Annotated in this window: 19 protein-coding genes; 6 read left to right on the top strand and 13 right to left on the bottom strand. The window is 36.2% G+C overall.

Translation table 11 applies throughout. The features are described from left to right. Nucleotides 1-34: 34 nt before the first annotated feature. From yidC to pyrG, 3 genes are all read right to left on the bottom strand, one after another. Nucleotides 35-1,888: a membrane protein insertase YidC gene (gene yidC, locus EO766_RS06835; protein ID WP_075051552.1), complete on the bottom strand. Its 1,854-nt coding sequence runs from the start codon at nucleotides 1,886-1,888 to the stop codon at nucleotides 35-37. A 143-nt stretch (nucleotides 1,889-2,031) separates the two neighbouring features. Beyond that, nucleotides 2,032-4,215 (bottom strand): S9 family peptidase, encoded by a 2,184-nt coding sequence (locus EO766_RS06830; RefSeq protein ID WP_075051551.1) that lies wholly within the window; start codon nucleotides 4,213-4,215, stop codon nucleotides 2,032-2,034. Between the two features lie 158 nt (nucleotides 4,216-4,373). Beyond that, nucleotides 4,374-6,029 (bottom strand): CTP synthase, encoded by a 1,656-nt coding sequence (gene pyrG / locus EO766_RS06825; RefSeq protein ID WP_075051550.1) that lies wholly within the window; start codon nucleotides 6,027-6,029, stop codon nucleotides 4,374-4,376. Between the two features lie 356 nt (nucleotides 6,030-6,385). Between pyrG and EO766_RS06820 the strand changes: the two genes are divergently transcribed. Beyond that, the gene (locus EO766_RS06820) at nucleotides 6,386-7,261 is read left to right on the top strand and encodes a dienelactone hydrolase family protein (protein WP_075051549.1); all 876 of its coding nucleotides are present in this window, start codon (nucleotides 6,386-6,388) and stop codon (nucleotides 7,259-7,261) included. A 79-nt stretch (nucleotides 7,262-7,340) separates the two neighbouring features. On the opposite strand, the gene EO766_RS06815 is transcribed toward EO766_RS06820, so the two are convergent. The 7 genes from EO766_RS06815 to EO766_RS06785 form a co-directional block, all read right to left on the bottom strand. Then, nucleotides 7,341-9,134: a glycoside hydrolase family 13 protein gene (locus EO766_RS06815; protein ID WP_081299021.1), complete on the bottom strand. Its 1,794-nt coding sequence runs from the start codon at nucleotides 9,132-9,134 to the stop codon at nucleotides 7,341-7,343. A 119-nt stretch (nucleotides 9,135-9,253) separates the two neighbouring features. After that, nucleotides 9,254-10,492, bottom strand: coding sequence for a BamA/TamA family outer membrane protein (locus EO766_RS06810; RefSeq protein WP_143439236.1), 1,239 nt, complete (start codon nucleotides 10,490-10,492; stop codon nucleotides 9,254-9,256). A gap of 99 nt (nucleotides 10,493-10,591) precedes the next feature. Next, a complete protein-coding gene (gene proC / locus EO766_RS06805; protein ID WP_075051547.1) occupies nucleotides 10,592-11,398 on the bottom strand; it encodes a pyrroline-5-carboxylate reductase in 807 nt (268 codons plus the stop codon). A 59-nt stretch (nucleotides 11,399-11,457) separates the two neighbouring features. Continuing rightward, nucleotides 11,458-12,489: an ADP-glyceromanno-heptose 6-epimerase gene (gene rfaD / locus EO766_RS06800; RefSeq protein WP_218836667.1), complete on the bottom strand. Its 1,032-nt coding sequence runs from the start codon at nucleotides 12,487-12,489 to the stop codon at nucleotides 11,458-11,460. Beyond that, entirely contained in the window at nucleotides 12,489-14,699 is a 2,211-nt protein-coding gene (purL, locus tag EO766_RS06795; RefSeq protein WP_075051546.1) for a phosphoribosylformylglycinamidine synthase subunit PurL, read from the bottom strand. Before purL ends, rfaD begins: the two co-directional genes overlap by 1 nt. Nucleotides 14,700-14,828: 129 nt before the next feature. Then, the gene (locus EO766_RS06790) at nucleotides 14,829-15,167 is read right to left on the bottom strand and encodes a hypothetical protein (RefSeq protein WP_143439235.1); all 339 of its coding nucleotides are present in this window, start codon (nucleotides 15,165-15,167) and stop codon (nucleotides 14,829-14,831) included. Between the two features lie 178 nt (nucleotides 15,168-15,345). Further along, on the bottom strand, nucleotides 15,346-15,669 hold the full coding sequence (locus tag EO766_RS06785) for a hypothetical protein (RefSeq protein WP_075051544.1): 324 nt from the start codon (nucleotides 15,667-15,669) through the stop codon (nucleotides 15,346-15,348). Between the two features lie 407 nt (nucleotides 15,670-16,076). On the opposite strand from EO766_RS06785, the gene EO766_RS06780 reads away from it, so the two are divergent. From EO766_RS06780 to EO766_RS06770, 3 genes are all read left to right on the top strand, one after another. Next, a complete protein-coding gene (locus tag EO766_RS06780) occupies nucleotides 16,077-16,295 on the top strand; it encodes a DUF3820 family protein (protein WP_218331378.1) in 219 nt (72 codons plus the stop codon). Between the two features lie 199 nt (nucleotides 16,296-16,494). Continuing rightward, on the top strand, nucleotides 16,495-18,684 hold the full coding sequence (locus EO766_RS06775; RefSeq protein WP_075051542.1) for a glutamine synthetase III family protein: 2,190 nt from the start codon (nucleotides 16,495-16,497) through the stop codon (nucleotides 18,682-18,684). Between the two features lie 174 nt (nucleotides 18,685-18,858). Next, nucleotides 18,859-19,236 (top strand): hypothetical protein, encoded by a 378-nt coding sequence (locus tag EO766_RS06770; protein WP_075051541.1) that lies wholly within the window; start codon nucleotides 18,859-18,861, stop codon nucleotides 19,234-19,236. 117 nt (nucleotides 19,237-19,353) lie between these two features. Here the strand turns inward: EO766_RS06770 and accC are convergent, their stop codons facing one another. From accC to efp, 3 genes are all read right to left on the bottom strand, one after another. After that, nucleotides 19,354-20,691 carry an acetyl-CoA carboxylase biotin carboxylase subunit gene (gene accC, locus EO766_RS06765; RefSeq protein ID WP_075051540.1) on the bottom strand — a complete coding sequence of 446 codons (1,338 nt, stop codon included), beginning with the start codon at nucleotides 20,689-20,691 and terminating at the stop codon, nucleotides 19,354-19,356. 171 nt (nucleotides 20,692-20,862) lie between these two features. Then, nucleotides 20,863-21,351, bottom strand: coding sequence for an acetyl-CoA carboxylase biotin carboxyl carrier protein (accB, locus tag EO766_RS06760; protein ID WP_075051539.1), 489 nt, complete (start codon nucleotides 21,349-21,351; stop codon nucleotides 20,863-20,865). A 177-nt stretch (nucleotides 21,352-21,528) separates the two neighbouring features. Further along, entirely contained in the window at nucleotides 21,529-22,095 is a 567-nt protein-coding gene (gene efp, locus EO766_RS06755; RefSeq protein ID WP_068242686.1) for an elongation factor P, read from the bottom strand. A gap of 195 nt (nucleotides 22,096-22,290) precedes the next feature. On the opposite strand from efp, the gene sucD reads away from it, so the two are divergent. Then, nucleotides 22,291-23,163 (top strand): succinate--CoA ligase subunit alpha, encoded by an 873-nt coding sequence (gene sucD, locus EO766_RS06750; protein WP_287100813.1) that lies wholly within the window; start codon nucleotides 22,291-22,293, stop codon nucleotides 23,161-23,163. A 116-nt stretch (nucleotides 23,164-23,279) separates the two neighbouring features. After that, complete coding sequence (locus EO766_RS06745) at nucleotides 23,280-25,403, top strand: alpha-2-macroglobulin family protein (RefSeq protein WP_218331376.1); 2,124 nt, start codon at nucleotides 23,280-23,282, stop codon at nucleotides 25,401-25,403. The last annotated feature ends 26 nt before the right edge of the window (nucleotides 25,404-25,429 follow it).

The raw sequence follows: 25,429 nt of genomic DNA, 5'->3' as shown, positions 1-25,429 counted from the left end.
ACAGTCTCTAAAACTATCTTAACAGAATTTTTTACTATTTTTTCTTTTGAGTTCTTTCTTTTAATTCCTGCACTTTTTTCTGCGATTCCATCATTTGTTCATACCGTTCCTGCCACTTACTTTTTGTTTTGGCTTTCGGCGATTTACGTTTTTGATCAATTTTTGCTAAAATTTTATCGTGGTCAATAATCCTTTTTTGAATGATGAACTGTAATATTAAGGTAACTGTATTTGAAACGGTATAATACCATGTTAAAGCTGATGGCATGCCATTGAAGAAAAACAACATCATAAATGGAAAAATATATGGCATGTATTTTAGTGCCGGATTATCCTGCGTTGGCGTAGATGCCATATTATAAATAGAAATAAAGAAACTGGTTAATACAGCCGTAATGGTAAACAAACTGATGTGATCACCAAAATTAAAAGGTAAACTAAAAGGTAACCGGGCTATTACATCGTAAGAGGATAAATCTTTACTCCATAAAAATGGCTGTCCACGCAATGCAATGTTAGAATTAAAAAAACTATACAATGCAAAGAATATGGGCACTTGCAGCAGCGCCGGAATACATCCTCCCAATGGATTTACGCCCGCCTCCCGATACAACTTCATTTGTTCCATTGCAAATCCCTGCTGGTCTGTTCCAAATTTTTGTTTCAATGCATCTAACTCAGGCTTTAAAACTTTCATTTTTGCACCACTTAAATAACTGCTATAGGTTAATGGAGAAGTGATTAAACGTATAAAAAGCGTTAATAAGAAAATAACCCATCCGTAATTACTAATAAACCCGGCAAAGAAGTTAAATACAGGCATAATAACATATAAGTTAATAGGTCTTACAAAAGCATATAAACTTCTACCCAGGTTAACAATTTGGTCCATGCCCTTGGCTTCTTTTTTTAATATGGCATATTCATTGGGTCCATAATACAATTGCATGGGAATTGTTACAGATGCCTCTGCAGGTATTTTCACGTGCAGGTTAGCGGTGCTGGTAAATAAAGTTTTTGAAGAGTCATCCGTTTCTCTCTTCCACTTTACTTCACCCCCGCTAAAATCGTTTTTTGCAACCCATGTTACATTAAAAAATTGTTGTACATTAGAAAACCAGCTTACCGGTTTTTCGAATTGATGGGTTTCTTTTGAAGATAAATAATCAAAATTTCCACCTTCATAAAAGCATAAATTACTGGTTATCCGTTCATAGTGTGCAGAGCGTTCCATTTGCTGAGCATGATCAACCCATATAAAATTCATTTCATTGCCCGTTAACAAACGATTGGCTCCCTGCATAGTAATATTCCAATTCACCATGTAATTATTAGGCTGAATCACAAAACTGTGTACAATACTTTGTCCTGCACCATCACTTAAAGTGTATTGAATGGTTTGTGTGCCATCAGTGTTTTTTATAATAGCAGATGGAGTAAAATATAAATCATTGGTGTTGGCTGAGCTATTGTTACCGGTATTGATATTATAACCTAAAATGTCATTCGTTGAACCCAACATAACCTGTTGGCCGTTGTATGATTTGTAATTTTTTAATATTACAGATTCAATTCTTCCACCTTTATTGGAGAATACAATTTTCATAACATCGTTCTCAACTGTATCGAATGATGTTTTGCCAATGGCTGCGGTTGCAAAATTTCCTGCAGTTGATAATTTAATCAATGAATCCTGTTTCAATGAATCTTTTACAATGGCCTCCGGATCCTGGGTTTGCCGAAGCGCATTGACCCGTGCAATAGAATCCTGCACATGTTTTTGCTGTTTCAGCATTTCCTGCTGAGACTGATTATTCATCCAAAAAAACGCAAAAAATAAAATTGCTAACAAACCAAAACCAATAATCGTATTCTTGTCAAAATTCATATTGAAAAAATATTGAGCGGCAAAGGTAGGGATTGACAACTGAATGCGCTTAGGCTATTCCCTAAATATTCATTGATCAGGCAATTATGACCAAAATTTACAATTTTATAATATCCATTTAAAAATTGTACAATTATTGCTTTTTAGCGTGGCCCCGGAAGACAATACTGCTGCAAATAGCGGGTATACAAATGAATTAAGTGTTCTCTGGTTCCAGGCTCTTCAGAAATACTATGCGTTCTGTTGGGATAACTCATCATATCAAACTGTTTACCATATTTCACCAATTTATTTACAAGCAGTTCCATATTTTGATAATGTACATTATCATCGCCTGTACCATGAATCAATAACAAATGACCCTGTAGATTTTTTGCATAAGTAATAGGAGAACCGGCAACAAAATCGGCGCTATCTTCCTGTGGCAAACCCATATAACGTTCCTGATAAATATTATCGTAAGTAAACTGACTGGCAACGCCTGCTACTGCAATACCGGTTTTATATATATTTGGATACTGAAACATTAAATTTTGAGTAGCCGAACCGCCCCCGCTCCAACCCCATACCGCAATTCGGGAAGTATCAACATAAGGCCATTGCAAAATTTGGCTGGCAGCATCTGCCTGATCGCTGATATTTAAGCGGCCAATTTTTCTATAAATACATTTCCGCCATTCACGGCCTTTCGGCACAGGAGTACCCCTATTGTCGATGGATATATATATATAACCATCTTTTGACATATTTCCATTATACAAAAAATTATGGGCAATGCCATATTCATCTTTTACATTTTGACCCCAGGGTTCGGTGTACACATAAAATACAACCGGATATTTTTTGGTAGAATCAAAATGTTCTGGCATCACTTTCCAACCATCCATCTCAATCCCATCTTTATTTTTTATCTTAAAAAATTGAACATTAGAATTAGCAGGATCGGCCTGTGCAATAGCAGTATTCACCAAATTACCATCTAAACCCTGATGATTGGGTAATGAAATCCATTCGCGTACAAAAGGTGTATAATGGTTCGAAAAAATATGTTCAGCAAAAAGAGCTGTTGGTGAAACTGCATATTCATGAAAACCATTTTGGTTTTCGGGCGATAAACGCTCTGCCGTTCCAGTTCCATCTAATTTTGTTCTGTATAAATATTTTTGAGTTGCATTGAAAGGGGAAGCCAAAAAATAGACGTATCCATTTTTTTGATCAATTGCGCTAATACCCATTACATCATAATTACCATTTGTAATTTTTAGTTCTGATTTGCCATTTTTACGAATACTGTATAAATGACGCCATCCATCTTTCTCACTGGCCCACAAAAATGCATCACCGTTATTGAGCCAGTCCCATCCGCCATAAGAATAATCTTCATCCCATAGTGCCAAAATATCAATCCACGCACTATCGGTTTCATGATAAATGGTTTTTGGCTGGCCTGTTTTTATATTGCAAAGTAAAATATCAGAAACATTTTGTTTTCTGTTTAAATGTTGCAAAATCAATTCTTTATTATTGTTTGCCCATTCCATTCGAGGAACATATGATTGCAACACAGGATCTGTAGGAATCTGCATCCATTTTGTTTTAGCAGTGGCAATTTCAACCACACCAATTTTAAAAGGTGAAGGTGCCTGACCTGCAATGGGGTATTCTACGGGTTTTATGAAAGGGTAACTTGAATCGGTATTATTAATCATTAAATAATTTCTGGTATTTTTTGCATTAATTTGCCAGTAGGCAATTTTAGCACCATCCGGGCTCCAACGAAAACCATCTCTGCAAAAAAATTCTTCTTCATAAGCCCAATCGAATGTACCATTGATTAAGAAATAATTACCATCAGTTGTTAAGGCTTTAATAGCATTTGTATTTAAATCTTCCACATATATATTATGTTCACAAACATAGGCCACTTTATTGCCATTGGGTGAAAATTTTGCAAACATGAGTGAAGATGCCGGCCTCCCTTTTCCTAATTTGGTTAGTTTTTTGTTTATCAGATTCAACACCCAATAATCGCCTCTGGTATCATAGCGCCAAACTTTTTTAGAATTGGTATAAATCAACAATTTTTTTTCATCATTGCTAAAGAAAAAATTGCGAACAGCAAGTGGTTCAGTTGCACCTGTTGGAGTTAATTCGGCAGCGCTGATTAAAGTACTGCTTTCCATGGCAGGGAATTGCGTAGCCACAATATTATTATCCTGCACGGTAAAAACTGTGTTTCCTGCTTTATTCCAATGAATGCCCTGAGGAGGCTGTGCCATTAAATTGAATGAAATAAAGAAAAGAAAAAATAAAAAAAATGTTTTCATATAAAATAAATTTATCTAACCAATTTCATCCTACTCTTTTTCACACAACAATATAATGATATTCGTTGAAAGCAAATATCATTTTAAATGTTCCTCAAAAAAAACGAACAATATGATTTAACATATTGCACGTTCAAGTATTTAAAAAAATTGAATATTTATATCAATGCATCCTGTATGGCTGGAGAATTTAACTTCAATTGTTTTTTTGCTTCATGATATTTTTTTACCGCCCTTACAAAATGCACAAATAGTGGTGCCGGTTTCTCTACAGTACTTTTTAATTCAGGGTGGTATTGTACACCGATAAAGAAAGGATGTGCCGGTAACTCCACAATTTCTACAAGCCCTGATTCAGGATTAATTCCACTCGCAATCATACCATTTTGCTCAAAAATTTCTTTGTAAGCATTATTAAATTCATAACGGTGCCGATGTCTTTCACTAATTAAAGTTTGTTTATAAATATCAAAAGCCAAAGTATCTTCTTTAATAGCACAAGGATATGCACCCAGCCTCATGGTACCTCCTTTTGAGGTAATTTGTTTTTGATCTTCCATTAAATTAATAACCGGATTAAGGGTATTGGGTTCCATTTCTAACGAATGTGCATCTTTAACACCCAATACGTTTCGTGCATATTCTATCACTGCCATTTGCATTCCTAAACAAATACCAAAAAATGGCAATTTATTTTCCCGGGCATATTGCACGGCAAAAATTTTTCCATCAATACCGCGATTACCAAATCCTGGCGCAACCAACAGCCCATCCAGACCCTCCAATTTTTCGGCTACATTTTCTTTTGTAATATGTTCGCTATGCACATTTACAACCTGTACTTTTACTTCATTCGCTGCACCGGCATGTATAAAACTTTCTAGAATGGATTTGTAAGCATCTTGTAACTCAATATATTTGCCAATAAGCCCAATCGTTACTTTCCCTTTTGGATATTTTATTTTATCTATATAAGAAATCCATTCATCTAATTTAGGTTCCTGTTTAGAAGTAATTTGTAATTTATTCATACATATCACATCTAATTCCTCACTTTGCATTAACAGTGGCACTTCATAAATAGAAGCAGCATCCATGGCTTCAATTACTGCTTCTTTTTTTACATTACAGAATAAAGCAATTTTGCGTTTTATATCATCATTCAGTGCTTCTTCCGTTCTACATACAATAATATCTGGATGCACACCTGTTTCACTGAGCATTTTAACGCTATGTTGTGTTGGTTTTGTTTTCAGTTCTTTTGCAGCTTTTAAATAGGGTATTAAAGTTAAATGAACTACCACCACATCTTCTTCAGGTAATTCCCATTGTATTTGACGTACAGTTTCAATAAAAGGCAGGCTTTCAATATCGCCCACGGTACCACCTATTTCGGTAATTACAATATCAAACTTACCATCCTTACCCAACAATAACATTCTGCGTTTTATTTCATCGGTAATATGTGGTACTACCTGTACGGTTTTTCCTAAAAAATCGCCGGCTCTTTCTTTATTAATAACGGTTTGATAAATTCTACCCGTTGTAACATTATTAGCTTGTGAGGTATAAATATTTAAAAACCGCTCATAATGGCCTAAATCCAAATCGGTTTCTGCACCATCTTCGGTAACAAAACACTCGCCGTGTTCATAAGGGTTTAAAGTACCGGGATCTACATTGATGTATGGATCGAATTTTTGGATAGTTACGCTAAAACCACGAGCCTGCAATAGTTTTGCAAGACTGGCTGCAATAATACCCTTTCCTAAACTGCTTGTTACCCCTCCGGTAACAAATATATATTTGGCCATAAAAAATGGATGTTGTTTTAAACTTTTACCTGCACAAAAAGCGTTTCAGCAAATAACATTACATAAAAAACGAATACAATTACACCTTTCATTAACAAAAGCCGGCTTTTGTGTAACCAACAGACCTTAAGAGAATTGAAAAAAGTTGAAATGATAACTCTTGGAGGTCGCACAAACCTACGGCAATTTTTTCTCTCTAAAAAATGGCTGTAGAAAAATTAAACAGTTCATTGTATTTTGTGTTAACAAGCGAACAAAATTTAAATAAAAGAAGTTTTATTTAATTTTAAAGAATACCAATCGTGCCAATAAAAACGGAATGAATTGGTACATCGTTCACAAACCAAAAAAAATTTATGAAAAAACTTATGTTACTTGCCGGTACAGCTTTTGTTACCGCACTTTTGTTAAGTGCAACGCTTAAACAAAAAGAACCGGATCCTTTAACTCCGGAATGTTATATCAGTTGTTTTAATGCGGAAACCCGCCAGTTAATTGAGTTAGATGCAGCCAAACCAGGTTTTGGCAAATTACATCCAAACCCAATTATATTAAAAGATTTTAAAGCATTGGGTAAAACCATTCAATTTGCTACTGCTCATGGAAAAATGGCCTCCGGCTATTTTATTAAAGCTAAAAATCCTACCAAAAAATGGGTTTTGGTATTTCAGGAATGGTGGGGTTTAAACGATAATATTAAAAATGAAGCTGACAAGTTATATTCTGAGCTTGGTGATGTAAATGTTTTGGCGCCTGACATGTACGATGGAAAAGTGGCCACTACACCCGATAGTGCCATGGTGTATATGCGCAATGCCAGTGCCGATAGATTAGATGCCATTGTGAATGGAGCTATTGCCTATGCAGGTAAAGAAGCAAAAATTTATACTATTGGCTGGTGTTTTGGTGGTGGTTGGAGCTTACAAGCAGCTTTATTGGCCGGTAAACAAGCGGTTGGTTGTGTAATGTACTATGGCCGACCTGAAAACAAAATTGAGCGTTTAAAAGGTTTGAATTGTGATGTAATTGGGTTTTTTGCCAATCAGGATCAAGGCATAAATCCGGAAGTAGTTACCCAATTTGAAGAGAACATGAAGGCTGCCGGAAAAAAATTAACTGTGTACAGATACAATGCCGGACATGGCTTTGCCAACCCATCTAACCCCATTTATAATAAGGCAGCTACGGATGATGCCAATGCAAAAGCTTTGGCTTTTTTAAAATCGCATTAATAGCTATTGAGGAAGAACAAAATAAAAATACCCGGCAGCTTTTGAAGTTACCGGATATTTTTATTGAATAGATTTGTATTTATTGTAAACCAACAATTACTGCCTGATAAGGCTCCATTGAAATGGTTTTGCCGGGCAAGAAAGAATTGTAGTTATTAATAAGCGGGGTTGGTTTTACCTGCATGCCTTCAGGAATATCCCAACCCACATGGTCTTTACTAAAATTTAAAATAACCAAAACCTTATTAGCGCCATTACCTCTGGTGTAAGCATAAATTTTTGGATTATCAGGATCTAATAATTGATATTTTCCGTACACCAAAACATCTTTATATGTTTTACGAAGTAACACCATTTTCTTAAAGTAATTCAAACATGAATTAGGCTCTTTTGCCTCATCTTCCACATTTACGGTTGCATAATTGGGGTTTACTTTAATCCATGGCGTACCGGTAGTAAAACCGGCATTGGGTGCATTACTCCATTGAAATGGTGTTCTACCATTATCCCTTGCCGATATTTTTTGTGCATTTAAAAATTCTTGCAAATTGCCGCCTTTATTTTTAATTTGCTGGTACATATTGAGTGTTTCAATATCTCGATAATCATCAATTTTATCGAATTTTATGTTACACATGCCCAACTCATCGCCAAAATAATAATAAGGAGTAGCCCGCATAGAAAGTAAAAATGTGGTGAGCATTTTAGAAGATGGCTCTCTAAATTCGGGACTATCATTGCCCCAACGCGTTACCATACGGGGTTGATCATGGTTTCCCAAATAGATGGTACCCCAGCCTTTAGTAGCAAAAACACTATCCCAACGGGTATAAATTTGTTTAAATCCGGGAAGTTTGTATCCATCCGGTTCCGGCGTTTTAAATTTACCGGGAACATAACCATAACTTACCCCATCAAAATTATATAGCATATTTAATTCATGTCTGTTGGCATCAACAAATTTGTTCGCTGTTTCTAAAGTAACGCCGGCACCTTCGGCTACCGACATATCAGTGTATTTACTCAGCACCTGTGCATTCATTTCGCGTAAATATTCATGTAAATTGGGACCACTGGCATAGTATTGTGCCCAATCGCCATTGTATTTTTCTTTTAAAATTTCAGGCGTTATTACCGGGAAACTGGTATCCTTCGATATGAATGGGATAACATCCATTCTAAAGCCATCAATACCTTTATTAAACCAGAACTTCATCATATCAAATATTTCTTCACGCACTTTTGGATTTTCCCAGTTTAAATCGGGTTGGTATTGGCTAAAATAATGCAGGTAATAAGAATTGGTTGCCGGATTAAAAGTCCATGCACTGCCGTTTATATCAAAAAAACCCTGACGGAACGGCGGTTTGCCTTTTTCTGCAGGCCACCAATGGTAATAATTATAATATGGGTTTTTACGACTTTTGCGTGCTTCAATAAACCATTTGTTTTGATTGCTGCTGTGGTTAGCCACCAAATCCAATACCAACTTTATTCCCCGCTCATGCATGCCATGTAACAGGGTATCAAAATCGGCCATGGTTCCAAAATCTTTCATAATGGCTTCATAATTACTAATATCATAGCCATTGTCTTTATTGGGCGATTCAAATATTGGATTCAGCCAAACCACATCAATTCCTAAGCTTTTAATATAATCTAATTTAGAAATAATACCTTTTAAATCGCCTACTCCATCTCCATTACTGTCTTTAAAACTTCGTGGGTAAATCTGGTATACTACTACTTCTTTCCACCAGTCTTTTTTGGAGGCCATACTATCGGTTTTAACATGTTGTTCTGTGGCAGAATTATTACAGGCAGTCAAAAAAAATACCATTCCAACCATTGTACTAAGGATGAGATACTTCATAAGGTTACAATTAAAAAATGAGCCAACCATTCAAAAACAACACTGCAAATTGCTATACAAAGCTTATAAAGCTTACAGCCTGTTTAGGAAAAATTACATTGAAGGAATAAAGGTAGGAATTAAAACACTTCGCCAATATTTACATAAAAACCACCTGAACCATTCTTACCAAAACCATAATCTACACAAAGGTTGGTGCCGGAATGTTTATTTAATTTAACGCGAATACCTAACCCATAGCCAGGTAACAGGGTATTATATTGTTGTGAGAGATCGCCGGAAAAATTTTCAACATTGGCAAAAACCACACCGCCAATTAATCCGTTTCTAGAAATACGATAGCGGTATTCACCTTCCAGATATACCATGTTTCTGCCGCGAAACCTTCCTTGTATGTACCCTCTTCCGGTATTGTACTGATCGTCCCAACCGGTACTGGGCAATAATAAATAAGGTGGTGTTCCGGAGAGTGTTAGCCAGTTATAACTCCACAATGCCAATGTATTTTTAGAATATTTATGTGGGAAAGGAAGATACTTTCTTACATCGATTAATACCGACTTAAAATTTTGATCACCATCCAAAAATGTAAAACTATTTCTTAATACAAAATTGGCATATAAGCCCTGGGTAGGATTGATTTGATTTTCCCGGTTATCATATAAAAACTTTAATACCGGACCGGATGCGATTTCATCGTAACCCAGCTCTTTAGTTATAATTGTATTAATACGCCTTGTACCTAGATTAATTGCTTTGATATTCCAAAACTGATCATAATAATATCCTACACCCGCATATATATTTTTACCAACCGACCTTAAAATACTTTCATGCAATTTTAACCCAACAAAATCAATCGTGTGTCCTTTATTGGGGTCTGTTCTACCCCCTAAACCGTAAATGCTGGAGGGATAATCAATAAACCGGTTATCAGATACAATATTATATTTATCATTTTTTGTCCATATATTTAATACCAATGGCACTATAGTTTGTTGGTATTGTGAGTAAGTTATACTGGTAGTAATACTGGATATTTTATTAGATCCGGTATTGAAGTAGCCAATATTAGCGCTTAATATTCCAGCAAAACCAGTTTGTAAAGTATACCCAACAGCAGGTACAATGGCCAAATTGTATTTATGATGTTGTTCGTTTTTTTGTGTGGTATCTGTTGAAAGTTTATTTTTTTTGTGAAAAAGATGATGCGTAACATCTACCAAATCTCTTTCCAATAAGCTATCTACACCTGTATAAACAGAATGAACTGCAGCCCCCGAATTAAAAATGGTTTGTGCATTAACCTGTATACACCAAATAAAAATCAATAGAGAAGTATAATATAATTTACGCAAACAGGATTATCTTTAAATAAGACAATTAAACTGGCTATATGTTTAAGTATTTAGTTGTTAAGCCTAACCTAATAAAATACCTTTTATAGTAAAAATGCTTCACATGTCGTCTAATATTTTTTTATAACTTGTAACAATACCTTTAATAAGCGAGGAGCTAAAGCCTTGGTGTTCCATTTCATTCAATCCGGCTATCGTACAACCTTTTGGTGTAGTTACTTTATCTATTTCCTGTTCAGGATGTGTATTTTTTTGCAGTAATAATTCGGCAGCACCTTTCACTGTTTGTGCTGCTATTAATGAGGCAACTGATGCGCTAAAACCAATTTCAATCCCTCCCTGAATATTGGCACGAATGTAGCGCATGGCATAAGCTGTACCACAAGCGCCCAATACTGTAGCCGCATCCATCAATTTTTCTTCAATAAATACTGTTTTACCCAGCTTATTAAATAATTCGGTTACAAAAGCCGTTTGTGCAGCAGAAGCCTGAAAGGCACTGATACAGGTTAAACTTTGCTGAATGGCAATGGCTGTATTGGGCATAGCCCTGAAAATAGTAAACTGATTGCCAACCATTTTCTGAATATCCTTAATCCAAACGCCGGTTGCCACACTAATTAGAACATGTTTATTGGGTTGCAAAAGCGGTTGCAGTTGTTGTAATACTTCTCGTATTTGAAATGGTTTTATAGCAAAGATGATGTAGTCGGCAAAATGAATTGCATCACTATTGTTTGAAAATACATGCACGCCTTTTTCTTTGAAAGAACCAAGGGTTTCAATATTTCGTTTAGTAATACATAAGTTCTCGGGCAAAATAAAGCCACTGTTCAGCAGCCCTTCTGCAATGGCAGAACCCAGATTACCACCTCCTATAATTGCAATTTTTGCTTGTATTTGCATATTTATATGTTGAAATAAAAAATTAGTAGGATAAATACTTATGAATTATTTTAAGTTGCCTAATAAAATTTTTGTGGTTTAAGATAATGGCGCACATAATCATCCACACCCTTTTCTAAAGAATAAAAGGGTTGTTGATAACCAATATTTCTAAGTTTTTGCATATTGGCCTCGGTAAAATACTGGTATTTATCCCTAATATCTTCCGGCATATCAATAAACTTAATATCGGCTGTTTTATCCAATCCATCAAAAGTAGCAACAGCTAAATCATAAAAACTACGGGCTTGTCCAGTGCCCAGGTTGTAAAGTCCATTGTTTGTTGGCAACCATTTTTTTTGTAACATCTGCTTCATCATCCAAAAAATTACGGCAACCACATCTTTTACATATATAAAATCTCGCAGTTGTTGACCATCTTCAAAGTCGGGCCGATGGCTTTTAAATAGTTTTACAAAACTGTGTTGCGCAATTTGGTGGAAGGCATGAAAAATAACACTGGCCATTCTTCCTTTATGGTATTCATTCGGACCATATACATTAAAAAATTTCAATCCTGCCCAATAGGGTGGCTGCGAACCTAAAGTAAATGCCTGATGCAATGCCCATTTATCAAATTCATTTTTGCTAACGCCATATGGGTTTAAGGGCTTTAACTGCGCAACAACTGAGTGGTCATCATTGTAACCAAAACTACCATCCCCATAAGTAGCAGCAGATGAAGCATAAATTAAGGGCACTTTATGTGCAGTACAGTAACTCCAAACATCTTTTGAGTATTGTACATTGAGTTTTTCATGAACAGCATAATCAAACTCAGTTGTATCAGTTCTTGCACCAATATGCAGCAATGCGGCAACGTTAGGTTGATGTGTTGCCAGCCAGTCAAATAAAGAAAGTCTTTCTACAGTTGCTATAAATTTTTTATATTCCCAATTCCGGCGTTTGGTTTCCACGCCAAAATCATCTACCATTACAATGTTTTCAATACCGGTATCATTCAGTTGCTGCACCAAACAAGAACCAATAAAACCGGCAGCTCCTGTAACAATAATAATATCCTGATTGTTTGCTGAAATTTTTGTTGCCATTATTGAATCAATTTTTGAATTGCAGTTTCATATAAATTTTTCCATTCGTTAATCTCACCCCAGTCTTCATTGTTTACAGCAATGTTGCCTGCAGTTACCTTACCTAATTGATGTACGGGAACTTTATATTGTTGAGCCAATTGCTGTATGCCCGGCCATTGTGTTGCAGAACAAGTAATCACTGCTCTTCCCTGTGCTTCACCCAACCAAAACGCATCTGCACGAAGGTGTTCAAATCCTTCTGCACTTACCTGAAAGCCGAGTAAACGGTTAAATCCTTTTTCCAACAAAGTTGTAATCAATCCGCCTTCACTAATATCGTGCGCACTTTGAATGGAATGGTTTTTAATTAACTGCAACAAAAACTGCTGCATTAACAACTCTTCATCCAAATTAAAATAGGGAACATTCGAGAACTCGTGTTTTTTTAATTTATGCAAGTATTCAGATGAACCAATATCATTTACCTGTTTGCCAATTAAAACAATTACATCATCCGCTGATTTAAAATCTAATGTCATTCTGTTTTTAAAATCATCAATCACACCAACCATACCAATAGTAGGAGTTGGATAAACCGGACCATCAGGGTTCTGATTGTAAAAACTAACATTACCACCTGTTACAGGCGTATTAAATGCACGGCATGCATCGCCCATACCTTTAATGGCTTCTACAAACTGATAATACACTTCCGGATCATAAGGATTACCAAAATTCAGGCAGTTGGTAACCCCCAATGGTTCGCCGCCGGAACATACAATATTTCTGGCAGCCTCTGCTACAGCAATGGCACAACCTGTATAAGGGTCTGCAAATACATATTTGCTATTACAATCAACCGTCATGACCAACGCTTTCCCTGTGCCTTTTGCTAAAACTACAGCAGCATCGCTGGGTGCATTGGTACTGGCATTGGCAGTACCTACCATACTATCGTATTGCTCGGCCACCCATTTCTTACTTGCAATATTGGGTATTTGAATTAATTCAGTAACAACAGATTTTAAATTTGTTATATCTTTAATAGATTTAATGTCAAAGCTTTGTATTCTATTTAAATAAGCCGGTTTTTTGTATTCCCGTGTATATTGGGGGGCTCCGCCTCCTAAAACAAGTTCTTCTGCAGGAATTACAGCTTCCAATTTTCCATGATAATAAAATTGCAATAAGCCGTCATTGGTTACCTCGCCAATGTTACTGGCACTTAAATCCCATTTATCAAAAACGGCCAATACCTCTGCTTCTCTTCCTTTTTCTACTACCAATAGCATACGTTCCTGGCTTTCGCTTAAAAGCAATTCCCATGCTTTCATATTTTGTTGCCGGGTAGGTACTTTCTCTAAATCAATACGCATACCCACTCCGCCTTTTGCACTCATTTCTGAAGTTGAGCAAATTATACCGGCTGCCCCCATATCCTGCATACCCACAACGGCTCCTGTTTCAATTACTTCTAAACAAGCTTCCAATAATTTTTTTTCCTGAAAGGGGTCACCTACCTGCACTGCCGGCAATTCTTCGGTACTATCGGCAGTGATATCTGCACTGGCAAAACTGGCACCACCAATTCCATCTTTACCGGTAGCACTACCTACAAAAAACACCGGATTACCAGTTCCTTTTGCAGTAGCACTAATCATTTTATCTGCCTTCATAATACCAACACTCATGGCATTTACCAATGGGTTGGTATGATAACAATCTTCAAAATATACTTCACCTCCAACTGTAGGAACGCCAAAACAATTACCATAATGGCCAATACCTTTCACGACTCCTGAAAGCAAACGTTGCGTTTTTTTATCTTTTAAATTCCCAAATCGAAGGCTGTTTAAGGAAGCAATAGGTCGGGCGCCCATTGTAAAAATATCGCGCTGTATTCCACCAACACCTGTTGCAGCACCTTGAAAAGGTTCAATAGCAGAGGGGTGATTGTGGCTTTCAATTTTGAATACAACGCCGTATCCGTTTCCCATATCCATTAACCCTGCATTTTCTTCACCGGCAGCAACCAGCATCCTCCCTCCTTCTCTGGGCAGTGTTTTTAGCCATTTGATAGAGTTTTTATAACTGCAGTGTTCGCTCCACATGGCACTAAAGCAGCAGAGCTCTGTAAAATTGGGGATTCTTCCAAGTTTTTGTTGAATAAGCGCAAATTCATCTTCTGTTAAACGAAGTTGTTTTGCAGTAGTAACTGTTATTTCCATTGCTTAAATTGTAAGAATAACATTGGTGTGTTGTACCAACAATGTTGCAAAGGTAATAAAGAGCCGGTTGCCAGCAATTGAAAAACTGCTGCAAGGCACGACAAATTGAAAAATGATTCTATAAATAACCTATGCTGTATGCGAAGCAACTTGCTGATAGACTTCAATTAATTCAACATCATTTAATTCACTGCGCAGTTCATCAGACAGTAATGGAACCAATTGATGCAAATACCTGTCATTACTGCTTTTACCGGAAATGGTGTCTAACCAAAACATCTTGTTCATATACCTGCTTTTCAGCATGGTATAACTCCATACAATACTTTCTGATTCTGAAGACAGGCCATTTTTGGCAATGTCCATTTTTTGTTGAATCAATTTTTCTGAGAGTTTTACAACTAAACTCGCCAATCTAATTTTGGGAGAAAAAGGATGCTGTCTGAACCATGGTTTAATTAAATACATAGCTTTTGGTTTTTGCGGATGGATTTGGATAAAGTTATGTGCTTGAAAAAGTTTTATTTTCATTCACTTGTGCTAATGTACAGATTTTGATACAAAATACAACTAAGAAACTTTACCAGATTATTAAGAAAATTATTTACCAAAAACCAAGACAAAGTGTAAAAAGTACCTTAAGAAGCTAAAAGACTATATGTTCAACCATTTCTTCATCAGACAAGTAAGGGTTTAATTCATCGGCAATATGAACTAATTTTTTAAGATATCGTTCATTACTGCTGCAAGGAACCACATCTACCCAGTAGTCTTTGTACATGTAACGGCTTTTCAGCATACTGTAATTCCAAATAATACTATCTGAAACATCGGCAACTTTTCCAACGGGGCATTCGTATTTCTGCCAAATAATACGCTTAATACGTTCTGTAATAGCCAATATCAACTTTGCAAAACGTATTTTTTTACAAAACTGTTCTTTTTTAAACCAGGGGCGTAAGTATAACATAGTACGGCCAATTTTAATTTTTCAAAGAATTGGCATAGAAGTTGGTCATTAATTACCAAAATCAATGCCAATTCTATAAAATATTTATTTAATATTCATTTATAATAATCAGGTAAAAATTTAAACTACAACTATCACACAAACTATGCTACATCGGATTTTTCGAAGGAATTTGGGAATAAGAACAAACGAAGACAGTTCACCAAAAGCACATGCTCAAAACATTAGACCAAATATTTATTAAAAAAATATTTGTATTTCCAAATATAACGTCCATTCGTTTTATTTATTGTATCACAAGCCATATAAAGCAATGGGCCTTCAAACAATTGTCAAATAGCTGCATTTAGTACATTTTTGTAATTACTTTTAGCCTGCAATTATTTTAAATAAAATATTTTTTTCAAATGATAGCCGGCGATCCTACCATTTTACAAGATTTAGTTCGCGTAAAAATGCCTTTTGGCAAGTATAAGGACCGGCTTATTTGTGACCTGCCCATTGCTTATTTGGAATGGTTTGCCAGAAAAGGTTTTCCCAAAGGACGGCTGGGCATATTATTAGAAACCATGTATGAAATTCAGTTAAATGGACTTTCCCATTTATTAATAACTTTAAAAAAATAAAAAATCTTGCTCAATAATCAGCCGTTATCAATAAGTAATATATTTAAACAAAGTATTACAAAAGACACAAATACACATTATATTTATTGAAATGTTTTTATTTTTTGCATTTTAATGGAAAATTCATAAGCTAATTCGAAAATTTTTGCAATTTTTCTAAAAAATTACTTTTATTTTGTAGCTCAAAATCAAAAAAAATATGTCATTACGATTTCAGGCAATCAACAACCTTTCTAATCAGCCTGCCGATTTAGCGGTAGCAACCAGCAAAATTTCAGCAATTTTTGGCGAGAATGTGTTTACTTTAAAAACCGCCAGAGAATATTTGAGTGATGATGCATATAAAAGTCTTTTAGGCAGTATTAAAGGCGGCAAAAAAATAGACCGTGCTGTTGCGGCTTCTATTGCCAACGGAATGCGTGCATGGGCCGAAAGCAAAGGCGTTACGCACTTTACACACTGGTTTCAACCCTTAACCGGTACTACTGCCGAAAAGCATGATAGCTTTTTTACTTTAAAAGGAGATGGTACTGCTTTGGAACAATTTGACGGAGATGCGCTGATTCAACAGGAACCGGACGCTTCTTCTTTCCCAAGTGGCGGTTTAAGGGCTACTTTTGAAGCACGTGGATATACTGCCTGGGATCCTTCTTCTCCGGCTTTTATTATAGAAATTGGCCAGGGAAAAACTTTATGTATTCCTACCATCTTTGTTTCCTATACCGGCGAATCATTGGATTATAAAGCGCCTTTATTAAAAGCCTTAGAATCTTTAAATAAAGCCGCTGTTGATGTTTGTAATTATTTCGATAAAAATGTAACCAAAGTAACAGCTACCTTAGGTTGGGAACAGGAATATTTTGTGATTGATGAACGCCTTGCCAATGCACGTCCTGACCTGGTTCAATGCGGCCGTACCGTATTTGGAGCTGCACCGGCAAAAGGACAGCAATTAGAAGACCATTATTTTGGCTCTATTCCGGAAAGAGTATACCATTTCATGCGCGACTTTGAAAATGAGTGTTATAAATTGGGTATTCCTTTAAAAACCAGACACAATGAAGTAGCCCCCTCGCAATTTGAAGTAGCGCCTATTTTTGAAGAAGTTAGTGTAGCAGTAGATCACAATGCTTTATTGATGGATATTATGGATCGTGTTGCACGCCGCCATAAATTAAGAGTATTGATTCATGAAAAACCATTTGCAGGTATTAATGGAAACGGCAAACACAATAACTGGAGTATGGCTACCGATACCGGGGTAAACTTATTATCGCCCGGCAAAACGCCCAAAACCAATTTAATGTTCTTAACCTTTTTTGTGAATACCATTAAAGCTGTTCACGATTACTCAGATTTATTAAGGTCTTCCATTGCATCTGCTGGTAATGATCACCGTTTGGGCGCAAACGAAGCACCTCCGGCAATTATTTCTGTATTTGTTGGCCAATATTTAGCCAAAGTGTTGAATGAAATTGAAACCCGTGTAAGCGACAAATTTGACGAGCAGGATGAAGCCATTTTAAAATTAGACATTCACAGATCGATTCCTGAGTTGATGTTAGACAATACTGACAGAAACAGAACTTCACCATTTGCATTTACAGGCAATAAATTTGAATTTAGAGCAGTTGGTTCTTCTGCAAACTGTGCAAACCCCATGACTGTTTTAAATGTGATTATGGCTGAAACACTGCAACAATTTAAAAAAGATGTGGATGCATTAATTGAGAAAGGCGATAAAAAAGAAATTGCCATTATGCAAACCATCCAAAAATATATTGTTGAAAGCAAAAAAGTATTATTTGAAGGTGATGGTTACAGTGAAGCCTGGCACCATGAAGCTGAACGCCGAGGTTTACCGAATGTACCCACTACCCCATTAGCATTGGATGCTATGGTTACAGATAAAGCAAAGAAATTATTTGAAAAGAATGGCGTATTTTCTGTTGCAGAATTAGAAGCCAGACACGAAATTGAGCTGGAAAAATATATTAAAAAGGTACAGATTGAAGCCAGAATTATGGGCGATTTGGCACTCAACCATATTATACCCACAGCCATTAAATATCAAAATGAATTGATTCAGAATATTACAGGTTTAAAAGCAGCAGGTATACCGGAAAGCCAATATAAAAGCCAATTAGAAATTTTGAATAAAATCAGTGAGCATTTGCAGGTAGTATATGAAAAAGTACATGCACTGGTAGAAGCCAGAAAAGTTGCTAATAATATTGAAAATACAAGAACCAAAGCTATTGCTTATTGTACACAGGTGAAGGAAACGTATTTTGATGTAATCAGATACCATGTTGATAAATTAGAAGCTTTGGTAGATGATGAACACTGGAGCTTACCCAAATACCGTGAGTTGTTATTTTTAAGATAAAGCCTAAATTAATCCAAATTTTAACCCCAAAAGCCCTGTTCATTTTTTTGTTCAGGGCTTTTGAATTTAACCGCATTTTTATTCCTTTCGCCGAATAGAATAGTAATGTAATAAACCCTGTTGTAGCTTTAAGGTCGTAATAAACAAATATTAAAAACAAATAAACAAGATTGTATGAAAAAAATTTTTATTACACTAATTATTTTTACCGTTGGTTTTGCAGGTAAAAGTATGGCCCAGCGGATGGGCGGCAATTTTGATCCGGCACAAATGAAAGCCCGTCAGTTAGAGCAGCTGAAAGCCTCCAACTTACATTTAACCGATGTTCAGGCTGATTCGGTTGTTTCGATTAATATGGACATGATGCAGCAAACGCGTGGCATGCGTGATTTAAGTCGGGATGAAAGAATGGCCAAAATGAAAGCATTGAATGATTTACGAATGAAACGCTGGACTGCCGCTTTAAACAACGATCCGGCACTTGCACAAAAAGTAGCAGATTTTTATGAACAGGAACGCAAACAACGGATGCAAAACCGAAACCAACAATAATGCAACAGAATAAAAACTGATATTATTACCCCGCTTGTTTTAGATATGTTTCAAAAAAACCCTCTAAGAAGTTTAATCTTCCAAAGGGTTTTTATTTTTCATTCAGGCAAATCTTTTTTATTGCATTTTAAATGTTTCTAAAAACTTAGTTGTAAAGTTGCCACTCCTGAAATCTTCATTCTTCATTAATTGCAAATGAAAAGGAATGGTAGTTTTTACACCCTCAATTACATACTCACTTAAAGCCCTGTACATAGTATCAATGGCTTCTTCACGGGTTTGTGCAACGGTAATTAATTTACCAATCATAGAATCATAATAGGGGGGAATTACATATCCGGCATATACATGGCTATCCACCCGAACCCCGTGCCCACCTGGCGTATGTAAGGTAGTAATTTTTCCGGGCGATGGCCTGAAATCATTATAGGGATCTTCTGCATTGATTCTGCACTCAATAGCATGCATTTGCGGAAAATAGTTTTTTCCTGAAATACGTTCGCCCAATGCAATCTTGATTTGTTCTTTAATTAAATCGTGATTAATTACTTCTTCCGTTACACAATGCTCTACCTGAATACGGGTATTCATTTCCATGAAGTAAAAATTTCGGTGTTTGTCTACCAAAAACTCAATGGTACCAACGCTTTCATAATTAATGGCTGAAGCAGCTTTAATAGCTGCAGCACCCATCGCTTCACGCAATTCGGGAGTCATGAAGGGTGATGGGGATTCTTCTATTAACTTTTGGTGCCTTCTTTGAATGGAGCAATCTCGCTCACTTAAATGGCAAACATTTCCATACTGATCACCGGCTATCTGAATTTCAATATGGCGGGGTTCTTCTACAAATTTTTCCATATACACCCCATCATTTTTAAATGAGGCACCGGCTTCTGCTTTAGCGGTATTAAAAGCACGTTCCATTTCACTTTCTTGCCATACTTCACGCATACCTTTTCCACCACCACCTGCAGTTGCTTTTAAAATTACAGGATAGCCAATTTCTTTTGCCAATACTTTTGCTTGCTCTACACTTTCTAATAAACCTCCACTACCCGGAACTACAGGTACGCCAGCTTTAATCATAGTTTCTTTGGCAGTAATTTTATCGCCCATTGCATTAATCATTTCCGGAGTTGGCCCAATGAACTTAATGCCATGATCGGCACATATTTGAGAGAATTTTGCATTTTCTGCTAAAAACCCATATCCGGGGTGAATGGCATCTGCATTGGTAATTTCAGCAGCAGCCATTATATGAGGTATATTTAAATACGATTCAGAGCCTGCAGGTTTTCCAATACAAACAGCTTCATCGGCAAATCGAACGTGCAAACTGTCTTTATCAGCAGTTGAATAAACGGCTACAGTTTTAATACCCATTTCTCTACAGGTTCTAATAACTCTTAAAGCAATTTCACCCCTGTTTGCGATTAGTATTTTTTTAAACATTTTTTTTAAGTTGTACTGTTGAAAACAAATAAAATAATTGAACTACACTAATAGAACTGATTTTCAATGGATGAATTTCAGTAATTGATAGGATGTGCAGCTTTTGTAATTGAACAGATCAAAAACTTGGCTACATCAATACATCAACAATGATTTGGTAATAAATAATGCTTAGTTAGGTTCTACCAAAAATAATGGTTGATCATATTCTACAGGAGTACTGTCTTCCACTAACACTTTAACTATAGTACCTTTCACTTCACTTTCTATTTCATTAAATAATTTCATTGCTTCGATGATACATACCACGGTACCTACTTCAACTTCGCTTCCCACTTCTACAAAATTGGGTTTACCGGGTGCTGATTTTCGATAAAAAGTACCAATCATTGGGCTTTTGATAGTTAATAACTTACTTTCTTCAGTAGGCTTTGGAGTTGCAGGTGCAGCAGTGGGTGCAGGGGCTGGAGCTGATGCTACTACTGTGGGAGCAGCAGGCGGGGCAACATTGTATACTTGCTGTGGCGGTGCCGACATCGTAATTACCTGCTCTTCTTTTTGCTTGATGGTTACTTTACCATCTTTGTCTTCAATACTTATTTCTCCGATGTTGCTTTTATTAATAATCTTAATGAGTTCGTGAATTTGCTTTAAGTCCATAGTGCATATTTTTTGCTTAAAAAAGGGGTTTTTTAACTAAAAGTGGGGCAAAATAGCTAATTTTTGTTCAAATTAAGTCATTTTTTGGAATTTGATTTTTTTTCCTGTTCCAAACAAACCTTGTATAATAAAAAATAGCCCCGCAATTTGCGAAGCTATTTTTATTGTAACGTGAATTTATTCTTTTACGCGTTCAATATAATCGCCGGTTTTAGTATTCACTCTTATAAGTTCACCTTCTTCTACAAACAACGGTACATTCACAGTTGCACCGGTTTCAATGGTTGCAGCCTTTAGTGCACGGGTAGCGGTATCGCCTCTTAATCCGGGTTCGCAATACGTAATTTTTACAACAATTTTCTCCGGCAATTCTGCACCAATTGGTGTTTCTGTTTCGGTATTGATGTAAACAAATACTTCTGAACCATCCTTCAAAAACTGAGGTGCATCAATCATTTCTTCTGAAAGGCTAATTTGCTCAAAAGTTTCATTATTCATTAAATTATAACCACTATCATCTTTATATAAAAACTGAAAAGCTTTTTTTTCTACCCGAACAGGAAAAATATTTTCACCACTATTCCAGGTTTTTTCAATGGTGCGTTTATTATCTACACCTTTTAATTTTGCCCAAACTTTTGCAGCGGCACGTGCTGTTTTATTCTCTCCAAAATCAACAACACTGTAAAGGCTTCCGTCTAATTTAATGATTAAGCCGCGGCTGATGTCTGCTGTAGTTGCCATTATTCAATAATTTAAATAAAATTTAATTAAGGTTGCAAATGTAGGGATTGCTTGGAAAAATGCACAAAACTAATCATGAATTATCCCGGTGATTTTTTTATCTGCCAAAGTTTTCATGTAATTCATAAACCGGCATCATCTTATTGGGGCATAATTCATTATTTTTGCACATCTTTTTAATTTCAATTTTTTATTATGTCTGTATTAGTAAATAAAAGTTCCAGCGTTTTGGTACAAGGATTCACAGGAACGGAAGGCACTTTTCATGCCACGCAAATGATTGAATATGGCACCAAGGTTGTGGGTGGTGTAACACCCAATAAAGGCGGTACCAGCCATTTAGACAGGCCTGTTTTTAATACGGTAGCCGATGCTGTAAAAGCAACCCAGGCCAATGTAAGCATCATTTTTGTTCCTCCTGCCTTTGCTGCTGATGCCATCATGGAAGCAACTGAAGCAGGTATTGAACTGGTGGTTTGTATTACAGAAGGAATTCCCGTACAAGATATGGTGAAAGTAAAAAATTACTTACAAGGTACAAATACCCGCTTAATAGGACCCAATTGCCCAGGTGTGATCACAGCAGGCGAAGCAAAAATTGGCATTATGCCCGGCTTTATTTTTAAACCCGGTAAAATAGGCATCGTTTCAAAATCAGGCACTTTAACTTATGAAGCGGCTGACCAAATTGTAAAAGCAGGTTTAGGTATCAGCACTGCCATTGGTATTGGTGGTGACCCCATTATCGGCACCCCAACTGTTGAAGCAGTAAAACTTTTAATGAATGATCCTGAAACAGAAGGCATTGTAATGATCGGTGAAATTGGCGGTAGTATGGAAGCTGATGCTGCCCGTTGGATTAAAGAGAATGCAACCAAACCTGTAGTAGGCTTTATTGCCGGACAAACCGCACCTCCCGGTAGAAGAATGGGACACGCAGGTGCCATTATTGGCGGCGCAGAAGATACTGCTGCTGCAAAAATGAAAATTATGGCCGACTGTGGTATTCATGTAGTAGCCAGCCCTGCAGATATTGGCAAAACCATGGCTGCTGTTCTGAAAAAATAATACAATAGTAATCTATAGAATGAATCCTGCTTATGGCAGGATTTTTTTATTGCCCTATCATGAATGAACTCATGTATGCAAGCCCATTCTTAATTTTTTATCACTAATATTGTTACATGCACTTAAAAAAAACGGCAGTAATTATTTTTTTATTTTGTAGCCTTTTATTAGTTTTTACACAGGTAGAATCAAAAACCAATTTCAATACGCGGAATGGAATAGAAATTCATTTAAAAACACCTGCTTTTTTAAGAGAGGGCGATTTGGCATATCTAACCGTAAACATTCACAATAAAACCAATGCCGAATTAACCGGACAAATGCAATTACAACTTACAGATGCAGCAACAGGAAATCCGGTAGATGGCTGGTTTGTCAACACCTTTCCGGTACAGTATTTTACTGCATCCCAAAGAGATAGTGTTGCTATCAATTTTCCAATTCAGGTTCCATACGGATTCAATCAACCTATACTACTTTCTGTAAAAGCAGTATCCGGTAATTGTACAGATAGTGCAAAAAACACAATCCCCATTTTCCCGAACCGTGCCATCATTCATAAAAACTTTTCATGCACATTTCATACAGGCAATGGCAATTCTATTTATTTGAAAGATTTGAACAATGCCAATGAAGAAAGTATTTCCAACAAATCATTTACAGCAATTATTGCAACACAACCAATATGGCAGGCCATAGAAGCCCTGAAAAAATTGCAATTTGCAAACAAAAACAATCCAATGTCAGTTGTATCACAATTCTTTTCCCAACAACTTTTACAAAATTATCAAACATTACCTGCCTGTTTATCATTATTGCCCTCGCCTGTTTTTACGGCATCAAATAACACCCAGCCCACTTCTAAATTCAATTTCTTTCATTTAAGTAGTAATGCACCACAAAAAGAATTGCAAGATGAAAATGCTATTGAAAGTTTAAAAAAATTACAACAAACCAATGGCAGTTTTGCAACAGGTTTGAATAAAGAAGTCAATGCACTGCTTACTGCAAAAATTATTACCATCTTAAGTAAGGTATATATAAACCATCAAACTGACAGTGCTACCAAAGCAGCATTATTTCCTTTGATGCAACAGGGATTGTTGTTTGTTCAAAAATCACTATCCAACACAATAGCACCTGATTTAACAATTACAGCATTACTTTACTGCTATAGTAAAAGCCTGTTGAAAAATTGGCTGGTTACCTACCCTTCAAATACTATTCTTTTCAACAGCTTAAAAAAACATGCTACTCAATACACACTGGCTAATCAGGCATTAATGGGAGCCATATTACAACAATATAACGATACCGGATTGCTGTATAAAACTATACTGCAAACCATTCAACAGAGCGTTATTACAAGTGCAAACAATGCAACTGCAAGCTGGCCATCGGGAACAAAAGATATTTTTTCACCCAATGCGTTTGACACGCAAATTCAGATCATTCAGTTTTTACAAAATGCAGACGTGCACCAATATCCATTTATCAAAACCGTTTTACCCAAAGCCTTACACACATTGGCTTTGCAGATACAACACAATAATAATATTGCCGAAAGCTGGTTAATAGCGCAGGCAGGTGCTTTAATATTGCAGGAAAGAATATTGTTAAATCCTCCTGCTACTCTTACACTGGGGAATCATATTTTTTCAATTGAAAAGAATTGTAACGTTCATATTTCCGGCAATAGCATAGACTCAACTCTGGCCCATATTACTATTCAAACCTCACAAAACGAAACGTCAATCTTTTATGGCAATATTCAATGGCAATATTTGCAGGATGTTGCTGCAATTCCTGCTACCCATCAATCTTGGAAGCTGAGTAAAAAACTTTTTGTACAAAAAACATTCAACCACCAAACACAACTACAGCTTTTATCAGAAAATGAACCACTTGCCATTGGCGATACAATTATGATTCAACTCTCCATTCAAAATACATTACCTTCAGTTAAGGCAGTTACCATTACAGATAATTATTCTGCTTGTATGCAAATCATTGCCCATCCTCGCCAATCAACTGTTCTTGTAGCTGAACAAATCAACCTTTCTGGCAATCATTTTTTCATTGCTTCCCTGCCTAAAGGAAAAACTAATCTGCAATATTTTGCTGTCATTACACAATCCGGACGATTTTCATCGGGCATTGCAAGTATTGCAGCCGAACTTCAGGAATACAAAAGCTATGCGCCTTCAATACAAATCAATGTTTCAGAAAAAAAAAATTAGCCTCATCCGGTTCATTTTATTTATAT

It is taken from the genome of Hydrotalea sp. AMD (genome assembly GCF_004100315.1).
Lineage (GTDB): Bacteria > Bacteroidota > Bacteroidia > Chitinophagales > Chitinophagaceae > Hydrotalea > Hydrotalea flava.
This window is presented reverse-complemented; position numbering and strand designations above follow the sequence as displayed.

Coding starts and splice junctions, on each gene's coding strand:
- yidC (WP_075051552.1), bottom strand. CDS start 1,888: ATGAATTTTGACAAGAATACGATTATTGGTTTTGGTTTGTTAGCAATT.
- EO766_RS06830 (WP_075051551.1), bottom strand. CDS start 4,215: ATGAAAACATTTTTTTTATTTTTTCTTTTCTTTATTTCATTCAATTTA.
- pyrG (WP_075051550.1), bottom strand. CDS start 6,029: ATGGCCAAATATATATTTGTTACCGGAGGGGTAACAAGCAGTTTAGGA.
- EO766_RS06820 (WP_075051549.1), top strand. CDS start 6,386: ATGAAAAAACTTATGTTACTTGCCGGTACAGCTTTTGTTACCGCACTT.
- EO766_RS06815 (WP_081299021.1), bottom strand. CDS start 9,134: ATGAAGTATCTCATCCTTAGTACAATGGTTGGAATGGTATTTTTTTTG.
- proC (WP_075051547.1), bottom strand. CDS start 11,398: ATGCAAATACAAGCAAAAATTGCAATTATAGGAGGTGGTAATCTGGGT.
- rfaD (WP_218836667.1), bottom strand. CDS start 12,489: ATGGCAACAAAAATTTCAGCAAACAATCAGGATATTATTATTGTTACA.
- purL (WP_075051546.1), bottom strand. CDS start 14,699: ATGGAAATAACAGTTACTACTGCAAAACAACTTCGTTTAACAGAAGAT.
- EO766_RS06790 (WP_143439235.1), bottom strand. CDS start 15,167: ATGTATTTAATTAAACCATGGTTCAGACAGCATCCTTTTTCTCCCAAA.
- EO766_RS06785 (WP_075051544.1), bottom strand. CDS start 15,669: ATGTTATACTTACGCCCCTGGTTTAAAAAAGAACAGTTTTGTAAAAAA.
- EO766_RS06780 (WP_218331378.1), top strand. CDS start 16,077: ATGATAGCCGGCGATCCTACCATTTTACAAGATTTAGTTCGCGTAAAA.
- EO766_RS06775 (WP_075051542.1), top strand. CDS start 16,495: ATGTCATTACGATTTCAGGCAATCAACAACCTTTCTAATCAGCCTGCC.
- EO766_RS06770 (WP_075051541.1), top strand. CDS start 18,859: ATGAAAAAAATTTTTATTACACTAATTATTTTTACCGTTGGTTTTGCA.
- accC (WP_075051540.1), bottom strand. CDS start 20,691: ATGTTTAAAAAAATACTAATCGCAAACAGGGGTGAAATTGCTTTAAGA.
- accB (WP_075051539.1), bottom strand. CDS start 21,351: ATGGACTTAAAGCAAATTCACGAACTCATTAAGATTATTAATAAAAGC.
- efp (WP_068242686.1), bottom strand. CDS start 22,095: ATGGCAACTACAGCAGACATCAGCCGCGGCTTAATCATTAAATTAGAC.
- sucD (WP_287100813.1), top strand. CDS start 22,291: ATGTCTGTATTAGTAAATAAAAGTTCCAGCGTTTTGGTACAAGGATTC.
- EO766_RS06745 (WP_218331376.1), top strand. CDS start 23,280: ATGCACTTAAAAAAAACGGCAGTAATTATTTTTTTATTTTGTAGCCTT.